This window comes from Psychromonas sp. B3M02, from assembly GCF_003318165.1.
Classification (GTDB): Bacteria; Pseudomonadota; Gammaproteobacteria; order Enterobacterales; family Psychromonadaceae; genus Psychromonas.
Genome location: NZ_QOCB01000061.1, coordinates 1 through 13,009, shown reverse-complemented (window position 1 = coordinate 13,009; position 13,009 = coordinate 1). Strand labels below are relative to the sequence as shown.

Sequence of the window (13,009 nt, the reverse complement as noted above, 5' to 3'; positions counted from 1 at the left end):
TTAATCAATTAGTTAAAAAGTAACTAATATAAAACTAGACTACGAAATGAAAACTCATGCTATTAATGAGCTCATCGCGTTTCTCTTGAGTGGCGACTTGGCGATAAGCATCAAGGGCATCACGATCCTTTGAGCTGGGTTGGTCATAACCTAGCGTATCGTTGATAGATTGTGCTTGTTGTTCTGAAAGTACTAGAGAAAACTGTGTATTTTCCTTGGCACTTACCGGAGTAATGTCAGCGGTTGGTGATGGCTTATCACTTTCCTTAACTTGCGACACATTTCCCGTATTAATAGGTATATTGTTGGTTGCAAGGTTATTGTATATAGCCATCTATTACGCTCGTTTACATTTCACTAAACCGGATTCAGTTTATATTATAGACAATTATTCTCTACCTGGAAGCTTTTTCCATGTCACTGTGTCTCGTAAGTACACAGGTGTAGCAGACTCAGGATTAACGGCTTGGTTGTCTGCAATTAATTGAGCTGCTGCGGTTAGCATAAATTGCGCATCTGGATAGAGTATCTCAGTTTGCTGACATACTTCAAAGTAAGCTAATAACTCTGGATAAGCAGCCCAACCAGTTCCGACTAAAGTGCTTTTGCTTTCAATGCTTAAACCTTGAGTTTGATACTGCTCAATTAAAGCCTCAGGTTTTATTACCACTTCTTTTTCTTGTAATGTCATCACACCATGTTGATTAATGTATTGTGCAAAATAAACTTCACCCATGCGAGCATCTATCGCAGCATATACACTCTGGCAATTTGGGTTATTGACTAACGCCTGTTGTGCCATTGCTTGTAAAGTAGACACACCTACCATCTTTTTCTCAAGTCCGTAAGCTAACCCTTGTGCAATACTAATCCCGATTCTAACACCTGTGAAACTGCCTGGGCCTTGACCATAGGCGATAACATCGATATCCGCTAAGGTTAAGTTAGCTTGTTTTACTACGTCATTCACTGTAGGTAATATTTTCTGAGTATGTTCTCTAGGCGCTAACATAAAGTGATGAGTCGTTGTATCGTTTGTTACTAATGCAACAGAACATGCTTCTGTTGATGAATCGATACACAGTATATTTAATGAGGATGACATAAATCGCCTATTTTATAAATATGAAAACAATATTGTTACAGATAGAAATCATTGCGTAACATGTTAAGCAATGACCTTATGATTAATAACTAGCTTAAAATGGCTGAGTATATTATTCGATTAATCTTAAAAAATCGATCGCTTTGTCGAGATCTCGGGTTCGCGGCATGCAAGGTAAACTATTCAGAAACAGATTGCCATATTTACGGCTGACTAATCTAGTATCACAAACTATTAACACCCCTTTATCTTGTTCTGCACGAATTAAGCGACCTACGCCCTGTTTTAAAGTGATCACCGCCTGCGGTAATTGCACATCAAAGAAGGGATCTTTACCTTTTAGCTCAGCATCTTCCATACGCGCTTTAAGTAATGGCTCTTCAGGAGAGGCAAAGGGAATTTTATCAATAATCACACAGGATAAGGTTTGTCCACGTACATCAACGCCTTCCCAGAAACTTCCCGTTGCCACTAATAATGCATTTCCGTGGCTAATAAACTCATCCAATAAAGCTTGTTTGCTTTTTTCACCTTGTAATAGCACTGGCAAAGTTAAAGATTCTCTAAAAGCGCTTGCTAATTGATTCATCATAGAGTGACTAGTACAAAGGAAAAAGCAACGCCCTTTACTGGCTCTGATCACTGGCGATAAGGTTTCAGCTAATTTATTCGCTAAACCAGGTGTGCCAGGCTCAGGCAGTAATCGAGGTACAACAAATAAGCTTTGTTGTTGATAGTTAAAAGGGCTACCTAACTGTAAACACTGTGCTTCAGTTAAACCTAACAATTCAGTAAAATGAGAAAACTCCCCTTTTACGGATAAAGTTGCAGAAGTAAAAATCCAACTGGCTTGCTTTTTCTGACACTCAGATTGAAAGCGTTGCGCCACACTTAAAGGAGTAATATTTAATGAAAAGTGTTGTTTTGTACATTCATACCAATAACTAAACCCGCTTTCATTGGTATTGTTGAGTTTTTCAAAGAGCAGTATGTATTGATTAATTTTCTCAAAACAATGATCTAATACTTCACTTTTTCCTAAACGCTCTGTGACCACTTGTTTTAAAAAAGTTAACACTTGGCGCAAACGAGTCACATGCATCTGCATCGCACGGTCTTTACTTTTGTCTCGCCAACTTCCCGAGCCTTTTTCCATGGCAAAAGCTAATCGAAAATCTAAAGAGGCAGCTCTCAACTGTTCAGCAGCTTTAGCCATCTGCTTTGCTTCTTTTAATTCGGTGCGATAAACAAAGTCTATCTCTTTTGCTAATTCAGTGAGTTGTTTACTAGAGAGCATTTCGCCAAAATATTGACTCGCAATATCAGGTAATTGATGGGCTTCGTCAAAGATGTAAGTATCTGCATCAGGTATTAATTTACCAAAGCCTGTTTCTTTCACCGCAAGGTCGGCAAAAAACAGATGATGATTAATCACAATCACATCAGCATCCATGGCAGTTGTTCTAGCTTTAACCACAAAACAGTCTTCAAAACTTGGGCACTCGCGGCCTAAACAATTGTCATTACTGCTGGTAATTGAGGGAATGATCATTGCGTCTTCAGGTAAGTTATCTACTTCTGCAATATCGCCGGTCACAGTGCTAACGGACCACTCTTTAATTGCCACCAATTCACTATGTAGATTAGGTTGTTTAAAGCGAGTTTCTAACATGTAGCGATTTAAACGTTCAGTACATAAATAGTTACTGCGCCCTTTTAACAAAGTGCAATGCCCTGTAAATTTTGTTGCTTTTATTAAGGTGGGTAAGTCTTTTAAATAGAGTTGCTCTTGCAGTGCTTTACTACCAGTAGAGATGATCAACTTTTGCGACAAGCTTTTATCTAAGTTAAGTAATGCCGGTGCCAAATAAGCAAAGGTTTTACCTGTGCCTGTTTCAGCTTCCACGACCACTGATTGCTTTTTCTTAATGGCCGTATCAATTGATTGCGCCATTTTAACTTGTGTATCACGGCCTCTAAAATGCGGCAAGATGTTGGCTAATGCACCTGTTGGTGAAAAAAACGAAGCAATCAAATCAATAAACTCTTATAAGCTAACGGGCTAAAATGATGAAAACGTTTTTCAACATTCATTAATAAAGCGGATTCTACGTCATTTAGCAGTTAGTTAATATCGTCTCAAGGTTATTTAATGCAAAATTAATTAAACAGATGGCCAGCACAATTGACTAGATCATGGCTTATATACACTAATTTATCAGTAAGTTAGCTGATAACGAACACATTCGGATATTAGCACTGTATATTCATTCCTTTACTCTTTACAATAAACAGCATTGATAAGAGGAACTCCGATGAACCGTAAAAAGAAAATTAACAGTATTTTAAAGAAACGCATGAAAAAGATTAATGCCAAGAATGCCCCTGCCAGTAAAGAGAAGTATATTTCCAAAGCAGAGCGCGCAAAACTTGAAGCGCAGCAAGCAACTGAAGTGAATGATAACGTCGAATAACAATACCTATTTAATGATAAGAGAGTAAATATCAGCAACTAACGCCTTAATGTTTACTCTCTTATTAGCAACCCTACCTCACCACTTATTTATAATCCCACTCTAATCATCTCTCATTTTTCTGGTTTAGCACGTTATACCAATTGCATTAAATAAGTGTTCTCACTTTTGCGCAGGAAAAATGACTTAGTTCAAGGCGTCATTTAAGCCTTTGGACGATTAACTGCGTTAATAGTCTATCGGAGAATTAACCAAAAGATGTTAATTCTTTAATAGTTGTTCTATTTGCGAAAATCACCACGAAGAAACAAGTTATTTTAACAAGTAAAATAGAACAGTTACTTAGTGAAATTGGCATTAATTAAAACTTGGCTTACAACTTGCTTTATATCTAGTAACAAGTAAAACGACAAATTTAAGTCACTTCAATGATTGATATAAATACATTCTGCCGTTTTGCCATTTTACGCATACAAAAAAGAGATGATGCACCGCATTATCCTTCGCATGCAATAACGTATGGATGATTAATGATGAAAACAATGACTGCTATCCTATCTGTTGCTATTTTGTCTGGTTGTGCCAATTTTGGTCAACAAGAGGTAACTGTTGATGAGAGTTCAGAGACGACCGAAATAATCCCTGAAGAAACTGGTCGTCAAATTACACAGAGGGACAGTGATGATACACCCGTTGCTAACGACCCATACTATGCACCAGTAGAGCCAAGTAAAGCTGCTGTTCCAGTGCAAATAACGGGCTCTTTATTTAACGATAGTACCTCTACGGATTTATATAGTTACGCACCAAAGTTTCAAGTGGGGGATATTATCAATGTTGTTTTAGAGGAAGAGTCTGTGGCGACTAAATCAGCGAGTACTAACCTGTCTAATGATAATACCTATAATCTTGATCCAATTAAAATTCCAGGCGGTAACCTAACCGTTAATGATAAAGAAGTTGAGTTAGGTGTTAGCCAAGACCAAACATTTGGCGGTGAATCCGGTAGCAGCCAAAGCCATAGCTTAAGCGCTAAAATGACGGTGTCTGTCATTGAAGTATTAAATAACGGCAATTTATTGGTACGTGGTGAAAAATGGTTGTTAATTAATAACGGTAAAGAATATATCCGCCTCACGGGGATTATAAGACCAAGAGATGTCACTGAAGATAACTCTGTTGATTCCTATCAAGTGGCAGACAGTCGCATTGAGTTTAGTGCAACCGGTGAGCATGCAGAAATGCAGACACGAGGCTGGTTATCTTCTTTATTCAGCGGCAGCTTGTGGCCAATTTAAGGAATCCTTATGAAATTAACTAAGCGTTTGTTGCCGCTATTAATACTTAGCTCCTTTGCCGCTAATGCACAATGGTATTCGAGTGAAGGTCGAGCAGTATTAAATGAAGAAAATATTGACCAATCACGTAGTAATGCAATATCCGATGCCATGGTCACTGTGTTACGTTCAGCAGGTACCAGTGCTGAAAGCGTACAAGTCATTCAAGAAGGTGTATTAGAAGTTGATAAACTAATGTTAAAAACCAATGGTGAAATCCATGACATGCGTATTGTGCATGAGGAGATCATCGGTGGTTATTACACAGTAGAAGTAGAAGCTGATATCTACCCTTTCTCTACTTGCCCGCAAGAGAAATATGCCAAAAGTATCTTTGTTGGCCCGTTTAGCTTAGAGGATCGCAAAGATGCGCAACTGGGGGCCATTTACGACAGTGATGAAGTGATTACCAAACGTTTATTTAAACAGTTAAAAGGTGAATCCAATAAACTTGACCCAAGACATGTGATGACACAACAAATTGCGTTTACTAATAACAGTGAAGGCGATATTGAATTACAAACATTAAAAGTGGCAAAAGATGTCGCGACTAAGTATGACGTACAGTATCTAGTTTTTGGTGTATTAAAAGATATGTCCGATTACTATGAAACAACGACATATACATTTAGTGAAGAGACTACCCATAAACGTAATTTTAAGATGCAGGTCTATCTCATTGATGCGATCAACCAACTGACTCTGTTTCAACAAGAATACTCAGCAATTAGTCAGTGGCCCTATGACCTTACACAGCATTTTGACCCTAATAGTTTGTCTTTTTGGCAAACAGATTATGGGTATGCGATTGACCTAAAAATCAATGAAGCAGTAAGAGATGTAAGACAAGCTTTATACTGTCAGCCAACCATGGCAACCATTATTGCAAAATACAATGACCAGTTAGTGATGAATTTAGGTCATCGTAATGGTGTAGAGAAAGGCGATAAGTTCCAGTTGATCCGAAGTCAGTTTCTTTCTCACCAGAACTCGCAACTACCTAACTCAATTTATTTGCCCGATGATATTCTTCTGTCAGTTGTGTCAGTACAAGCGGACCGTGCAATTTTGAAAGCTAACGATCCAATTGATATGAGTAATATTCAAATCAGGGATATGCTAACACCTGCAGACAAAATGACACTGCAGCGTTTACAACCACAAACTACAGCAAGTAATCCTACCAATAGGAGTGTATATTAATGTCTACCATTAACAGCGCAGCAAACAGTCTACAAAGCTTATCAAGCAGTTCAAATTCAACAGGCACTGCTGCTACCAGTAAGTTGCTTGGTGAAAGCTTTGAAAATGTATTGTCGTCCCAAATGCAAGGCAATGAATCACTTGTCACTGCTAGTACAGGCAATATTAAAGATAGCCTTGAAGGTGTATTTGATGAATTGCAACTGGGCATCGCCACCTCTTTTGTCGCAGGTCTGTCAGGTGATGATAGCGCAACCTCCACTGGCGCAAATGCTGAGCAAGCTGAGACTGCAACAGATAATGAACAACAAACAACCACTGACCAGTCAGAAACAGCTGCCGCCGAAGATACAACCAGTGAGGATTTAGCTGCAAATACTGAATCAGAGTTAACAGATACATCCACTGAAGAAGCAGACTTAAGCGCATTAGATATTCAACAAACTGCAGATGATGCGGTAGGCACTTTACAGTCAGCAGCGCTTGATAATATCTCTATCGAATCACAGACTAAAAATGCAATTTCAATGCTGCAAGAAAAACTACGTGAAAGTATGCAAGGTAAATAGTGGACTGCTAAACAGGCTGTGAACTAATTATAAACTGCTCATTTATATTAAATATATCTTAGATATACACAAAAAACAGTTCACATTTAAAGTTTAGGTTGATACTCTTATCGCAATTAAATTTTAAAGAGTTTCAAACCATAATGAAAAACGACATTCTGAAAGCACATCATCATCATACAACTTAATCTTTCAGGATTTTTCTTGGAAGAGATGTTACGTGCTTCCAGTGGTTACCCAAATACAAACCCTCGGAAGTAAAATCCCGAGGGTTTTTTAGTTTTAAAAGGAAGGAAAAATAGTTATGCCAGAACAACGTTTAAGAATCGCGATACAGAAGAAAGGCCGTTTAAGTGATGATACGGTTAAATTATTAAAAGCATGTGGAATTAAAGTTAACCTAAACACGCAACGTTTAATCGCTCACAGTGAAAACATGCCAATTGATATTCTTCGTGTGCGCGATGACGACATTCCAGGCTTAGTAATGGATGGTGTAGTAGATTTAGGTTTCATTGGTCAAAATGTACTTGAAGAAGAAAGCATGATGCGCCAAGTGGCTAAAGAACCAACAGCACACAAAGTAGTAAAAGAACTTGCGTTCGGTGAATGTCGTTTCTCACTAGCAGTAGATAATGACTTTGATTACCAAGGTGTTCAATCACTAGCGAACATGCGTATTGCAACAACTTATGTTCACATCCTTAAACGTTTTATGGAAGAAGCAAACGTACCTTACACATCATGTATGTTAACAGGTTCAGTAGAAGTTGCTCCACGTGCAGGTTTAGCTGATGCTATTTGTGACCTAGTTTCTACCGGAGCAACACTTGAAGCAAACGGCCTTAAAGAAGTGGAAGTTATCTACCGCTCTACAGCAGTATTAATGCAACGTGACGAACCATTAAGTGCAGACAAGCAAGAGCTAGTTAACCGCATTCTAACGCGTATTGACGGTGTTCAAACGGCTAAAGAGTCTAAATACATCATGCTTAATGCGCCAAAAGCTAACTTAACTGAAATCACTAACCTACTACCTGGTTCTGATTTACCAACAGTGATGGAATTAGCGGGCAGCACAGACCACGTTGCACTGCATGTAGTAAGTAAAGAAAACCTTTTCTGGGAAACAATGGAACAATTGAAAGCACTAGGTGCAAGCTCAATTCTCGTATTACCTATTGAAAAAATGATGGAGTAGTCCAAACCATGGGAATGCAAACAGTCAACTGGGAACAATTAACATCTGATCAGCAAGCAGAATTGCTTGCTCGACCAGCAATGGCAGATTCATCAGGCTTAACAAACACTGTTGCTGAAATTATCTCTAATATCCGTCAACAAGGTGACCAAGCTTTATTGGATTACACTAAACGTTTTGACAAATTAACCGGTGATAACTTCACGCTCAACAATACTGATATTGAAGCAGCAACAGCGCGTTTAGACGATGACATCAAAGATGCGATTAAAGTCGCGTACCAACAGGTTGTTAAGTTTCATGAAGCACAACAGCAGGATGTGATTCGTGTAGAAACCATGCCTGGTGTTGTCTGTGAGATGCATACACAAGCAATTGAATCAGTTGGTTTGTATATCCCTGGTGGAAGTGCCCCACTACCTTCAACGGTTATTATGACGGGAGCGCCAGCACAAATTGCAGGCTGTTCACGTCTGGTATTATGTTCTCCACCGCCTTTAGCCGATGAAATACTCTATGCGGCATCACTATGTGGTGTTACAGAGATCTACTCTGTAGGTGGTGCGCAAGCCATTGCAGCATTAGCTTACGGGACAGAAACCATCAAAGCCGTTGATAAAATATTTGGCCCAGGTAATTCATTTGTTACCGAAGCGAAACGTCAAGTGAGTAATGATTTTGCTGGTGCAGCGATTGATATGCCTGCGGGCCCATCTGAAGTACTAGTGATTGGCGACGAAAACGCAGATCCTGCTTTCATCGCTTCTGATTTGTTATCACAGGCTGAACATGGCCATGATTCACAAACCATTCTAGTCACACCAAGTGCATCGGTAGCAGCACAAACGGCTAGTGAAATAGATAGCCAATTAGCGGTATTAGAGCGCCGTGAAATTGCAGAAAAAGCGATTGCGAATAGTGTCAGTATTGTGTGTAAAGATATTGAACAAGCAATCGAGATTTCTAACCGTTATGCGCCAGAGCATTTAATTGTTCAAACTGATAACCCAAGAGAGATTCAACCAAAGCTTAGAAATGCAGGTTCTATCTTCTTAGGTGCATGGACACCAGAATCTGTTGGTGATTATGCAAGTGGTACTAACCATGTACTGCCAACCTACGGTTACACTAAAACCTATTCAAGCTTAGGCTTAGCTGACTTTGTAAAACGTTACACAGTACAAGAGTTAACACAGGATGGGTTACGTAATCTCGCACCAGCAGTCACTCGCTTAGCGGCTGCAGAAGGATTAACTGCACATAAACGCGCAGTGACCATTCGCATGGAAAAATTAGATAAGTAATAGATACGCCTGAGTAGTTGCTACTCAGGCATTCGTTAGGGAAGAAGGACCACGATGAGTAATATAATAAAGCTTGCTAGAAAAACCGTACAAGCGCTAACCCCTTACCTTTCAGCTCGCCGTATCGGTGGCCGTGGGGATGTTTGGTTAAACGCGAATGAAGCTCCAGACAGCAGTGATTACCAACTAGATTCATCACACCTTAATCGTTACCCAGAATTTCAACCACCTCAAATTATTAATGCCTACGCAGCTTACTCCAAGCTGAATACAGATCAAATATTAACCACTCGTGGTGCCGATGAAAGTATTGAAGTATTAATTAGAACATTTTGTGAAGCAGAGTTAGACAGTATTCTAATTTGCCCTCCTACTTACGGTATGTATGCGATCAGCGCGGAAACTTGTGGTGTTGGTATTGAGCAAGTGGCACTTCAAGATAACTTTGACGTGGATTATGATGCAGTAGAAAAAGCAGTATTAGCATCTGAGGGACGCATCAAAATCGTGTTCCTTTGCGCACCAAACAACCCTACCGGTAATATGTTAGATCAACAAAAACTCGCAGCACTATTAACTGCAACTGAAGGTAAAGCGTTAATTGTTGCTGATGAAGCTTATATCGAGTTTTGCCCTGAGTTTACCCAAACCGGTTTAATCGCTGACCATGAAAATCTGGTGATCACACGTACTCTTTCAAAAGCATTTGCGCTCGCTTCTATTCGTTGTGGATTTACCTTAGCGCAATCTAGTGTTATCGATATGATGGCAAAAGTAATTGCTCCTTACCCGGTACCAGGCCCTGTCGCACAAATTGCTGAACAAGCTCTTTCAGAGCAAGGTTTAGAAGTAATGCGTGACCGAGTAGCGGTATTAAATAATAATCGTCAAGTATTGGCTAATGCAGTGAGTGAGCTGGATTGTGTCACAGAAGTATTCCCGACTACGGGTAACTTTTTGTTAGTACGTTTTAAAGATTCAACTAAAGTGTTTAAGGCTTTTGCGGATGACGGTATTATTATGCGAGACTTTGCTAATAAACCACGTTTAGAAAATTGTATTCGCATTACTATCGGTACGAGCGAAGAGATGAACAAAACTTTAAATACATTAAAAGCACTGTAGGAACCCATTATGAGTACACAAAAATTTCTATTTATCGACCGCGATGGGACATTAATTGATGAACCTATCAGTGATAAACAAGTAGACAGCCTTGAGAAACTGGTTTTCGAACCTTATGTAATACCAAGTCTATTAGCATTACAAGATGCAGGTTTCATTTTAGTGATTGTTTCTAACCAAGATGGTTTAGGTACTGATAGCTACCCACAAAGTGATTTCGATATTCCACAGAACAAAATGATGGATATATTTACCTCTCAAGGTGTTAAGTTCGAATCTACGTTACTATGCCCGCATTTTCCTGAAGATAACTGTAACTGTCGTAAACCGCATTTGGGTATGGTCAAAGAATACCTACAATCTCGTCGTATCGATCATAAAAACTCATATGTTATCGGTGACCGCGAAACAGATATTGGTTTAGCTGAAAACATGGCGATTACCGGTATTCTTTACAATAAAGAAACTAACGGCTGGAAAGAGATTGTTCACCAATTAACGTCACGTGGTCGTACTGCTTCGGTTACTCGCACAACTAAAGAGACAGATATCAACGTATTCGTTGATTTAGATAAAACCGGAGAAAACAAAATTGATACGGGTATGGGCTTCTTTGACCACATGCTAGATCAAATTGCCACACACGGTGGTTTCCAAATGAACGTGAGTGTTAAAGGTGACTTACATATTGATGATCACCACAGTGTTGAAGACACAGCATTAGCATTAGGTGATGCATTGGACAAAGCATTAGGTGACAAGCGTGGTATTGGCCGTTTCGGTTTTGTACTGCCAATGGATGAGACAAAAGCGAGCTGTACATTAGACTTGTCTGGCCGCCCTTTCCTTAAGTTTAAAGCGGATTTCCCTCGTGAACTAGTAGGCACTATGTCAACTGAAATGGTTGAACATTTCTTCTACTCACTTTCACAGGCGATGCGAGCAACTTTACATTTAGAAGTTGAAAATGGTAATGCACACCATATGGTTGAAGGATTATTCAAAACATTTGGTCGTACATTACGTCAAAGCATACAAATTATTGGAACTGATCTTCCTTCAAGTAAAGGTGTTTTATGATAGTTATCATTGATACGGGGTGCGCTAATTTATCCTCGGTATTATTTGCCATTGAACGTTTAGGTTATGAAGTAACCATCAGTAAGGACCCAGCAGTATTACAACAAGCTGATAAGTTATTCTTACCGGGTGTAGGTACCGCTAAAGAAGCAATGAATAACCTCATTGATCGTGATTTAGTAGAAGAGATTAAAAAGTTAACTCAACCTGTGTTAGGTATTTGTTTAGGTATGCAAATGCTAGCAGAAGGCAGTGAAGAAGGCTTTGCAGAAGAAACTGTAATCAATACACTAGGTTTAGTGGATGGCTTTGTACAAAAAATGGATGTAGCGCCATTGCGTTCACCACACATGGGGTGGAATCAAATTACCCCTAAATTGGACGAACCTTTATTCAAAGATATTCCTGCGGGCAGTTATTTTTATTTTGTTCATAGTTATGCCTTACCAGTAAATGAAAATACTATTGCTAGTTGTGAATACGGGACCCCATTCACCGCAGCAGTAAATAAAGATAACTTCTATGGTGTACAGTTCCACCCTGAGCGTTCAGGTAAAGCAGGCGCACAACTTATTAAAAACTTTTTGGAGCTTTAAACATGATAATTCCAGCACTCGACTTAATCGATGGTAAAGTAGTTCGTTTATACCAAGGCGATTACGATCAAAAGACCGTTTATAGCGACGATCCACAAAGCCTATACACTATTTATAATGAACAAGGTGCTAACTGGTTGCACCTAGTTGATTTAGATGGTGCAAAAGATATTACTAAGCGTCAATTGTCTGTCATTGAAGGCTTAATCAAAAACACACCAGCTAAAGTACAAGTTGGCGGTGGTGTTCGCACAGAAGAAGATGTTAAAGGTCTTTTAGATACCGGCGCTCATCGTGTTGTGATTGGTTCAACTGCAGTGAAAGAACCAGAGATGGTTGCTGGATGGATGGAGAAATATGGCCCTGAGCATATTGTACTTGCGCTAGATATCAACATAGATGCTGAAGGTAATAAAATCGTTGCTGTATCAGGTTGGCAAGAAGATAGCGGTCAAACTATCGAGTCACTATTAGAGATTTACCTTAAAGTTGGCTTAAAGCATGTATTGTGTACTGATATCTCTAAAGACGGTACGCTTACAGGATCAAACGTTGATTTATATAAAGAGATGGTTGTCGCTTTTCCAAGTGTTTCTTGGCAAGCTTCTGGCGGTATCGGTTCATTAGATGATATTGCAGATGTAGCTCGTTCAGGTGCTCAAGGAATGATTGTAGGGCGTGCTTTATTAGAAGGTAAGTTTACTGTAGAAGAAGCGATCAATTGCTGGCAGAATGCTTAATTTTATTGTTTAAACGATTATCTTAGAATCAAAGCTAATAACAAACTTTAAAAATACAAAGGCGCTATCTAAATAGCGCCTTTTTTTGTAACCTAGTTTAAGGTTTATACCAATTGTATTAAATAACTGATCTAAATTTTGCGCCGGAAAAATGGCTTAGTTTGAGGCGTAAGTTGATGTAAATGGTTGTTCCCTATACGAAACTTACAACGAAAAAATAAGTTGTTTTAACAAGTAAAATAGATCAGTTACTTACTATGATTGGTATTATTAAC

The 13,009-nt window shown here is 39.1% G+C and carries 13 protein-coding genes; 10 read left to right on the top strand and 3 right to left on the bottom strand.

Annotated elements, in window-relative coordinates:
- Window positions 1-34: 34 nt before the first annotated feature.
- The 3 genes from DS885_RS07625 to DS885_RS07615 all read right to left on the bottom strand — a co-directional run bounded on the left by DS885_RS07625 (window position 35) and on the right by DS885_RS07615 (window position 3,140).
- Window positions 35-334, bottom strand: a complete 300-nt coding sequence (locus DS885_RS07625; protein ID WP_113818839.1) for a hypothetical protein — start codon at window positions 332-334, stop codon at window positions 35-37.
- A gap of 54 nt (window positions 335-388) precedes the next feature.
- On the bottom strand, window positions 389-1,105 hold the full coding sequence (gene tsaB, locus DS885_RS07620) for a tRNA (adenosine(37)-N6)-threonylcarbamoyltransferase complex dimerization subunit type 1 TsaB (protein ID WP_113818838.1): 717 nt from the start codon (window positions 1,103-1,105) through the stop codon (window positions 389-391).
- Between the two features lie 112 nt (window positions 1,106-1,217).
- A complete protein-coding gene (locus DS885_RS07615) occupies window positions 1,218-3,140 on the bottom strand; it encodes an ATP-dependent DNA helicase (RefSeq protein ID WP_113818837.1) in 1,923 nt (640 codons plus the stop codon).
- Window positions 3,141-3,420: 280 nt separating this feature from the next.
- Here DS885_RS07615 and DS885_RS07610 point away from each other — a divergent pair, with 280 nt between their 5' ends.
- The 10 genes from DS885_RS07610 (at window position 3,421) to hisA (ending at window position 12,734) form a co-directional block, all read left to right on the top strand.
- Window positions 3,421-3,579: a DUF2986 domain-containing protein gene (locus DS885_RS07610; protein WP_113818836.1), complete on the top strand. Its 159-nt coding sequence runs from the start codon at window positions 3,421-3,423 to the stop codon at window positions 3,577-3,579.
- Window positions 3,580-4,109: 530 nt separating this feature from the next.
- Entirely contained in the window at window positions 4,110-4,877 is a 768-nt protein-coding gene (locus DS885_RS07605) for a flagellar basal body L-ring protein FlgH (protein ID WP_258546867.1), read from the top strand.
- 9 nt (window positions 4,878-4,886) lie between these two features.
- Window positions 4,887-6,119: a flagellar assembly protein T N-terminal domain-containing protein gene (locus DS885_RS07600; RefSeq protein WP_113818835.1), complete on the top strand. Its 1,233-nt coding sequence runs from the start codon at window positions 4,887-4,889 to the stop codon at window positions 6,117-6,119.
- A complete protein-coding gene (locus tag DS885_RS07595; protein WP_113818834.1) occupies window positions 6,119-6,688 on the top strand; it encodes a hypothetical protein in 570 nt (189 codons plus the stop codon). The genes DS885_RS07600 and DS885_RS07595 overlap by 1 nt, the downstream gene beginning before the upstream one ends.
- A 304-nt stretch (window positions 6,689-6,992) precedes the next feature.
- On the top strand, window positions 6,993-7,889 hold the full coding sequence (hisG, locus tag DS885_RS07590; protein ID WP_113818833.1) for an ATP phosphoribosyltransferase: 897 nt from the start codon (window positions 6,993-6,995) through the stop codon (window positions 7,887-7,889).
- 14 nt (window positions 7,890-7,903) lie between these two features.
- Window positions 7,904-9,193, top strand: a complete 1,290-nt coding sequence (gene hisD / locus DS885_RS07585) for a histidinol dehydrogenase (RefSeq protein WP_113818849.1) — start codon at window positions 7,904-7,906, stop codon at window positions 9,191-9,193.
- A 54-nt stretch (window positions 9,194-9,247) separates the two neighbouring features.
- Window positions 9,248-10,318 carry a histidinol-phosphate transaminase gene (gene hisC, locus DS885_RS07580; RefSeq protein ID WP_113818832.1) on the top strand — a complete coding sequence of 357 codons (1,071 nt, stop codon included), beginning with the start codon at window positions 9,248-9,250 and terminating at the stop codon, window positions 10,316-10,318.
- A 9-nt stretch (window positions 10,319-10,327) separates the two neighbouring features.
- On the top strand, window positions 10,328-11,398 hold the full coding sequence (hisB, locus tag DS885_RS07575) for a bifunctional histidinol-phosphatase/imidazoleglycerol-phosphate dehydratase HisB (RefSeq protein WP_113818831.1): 1,071 nt from the start codon (window positions 10,328-10,330) through the stop codon (window positions 11,396-11,398).
- Window positions 11,395-11,994, top strand: coding sequence for an imidazole glycerol phosphate synthase subunit HisH (gene hisH, locus DS885_RS07570; RefSeq protein ID WP_113818830.1), 600 nt, complete (start codon window positions 11,395-11,397; stop codon window positions 11,992-11,994). The genes hisB and hisH overlap by 4 nt, the downstream gene beginning before the upstream one ends.
- Before the next feature lie 2 nt (window positions 11,995-11,996).
- Complete coding sequence (hisA, locus tag DS885_RS07565) at window positions 11,997-12,734, top strand: 1-(5-phosphoribosyl)-5-[(5-phosphoribosylamino)methylideneamino]imidazole-4-carboxamide isomerase (RefSeq protein WP_113818829.1); 738 nt, start codon at window positions 11,997-11,999, stop codon at window positions 12,732-12,734.
- Window positions 12,735-13,009: the final 275 nt, after the last annotated feature.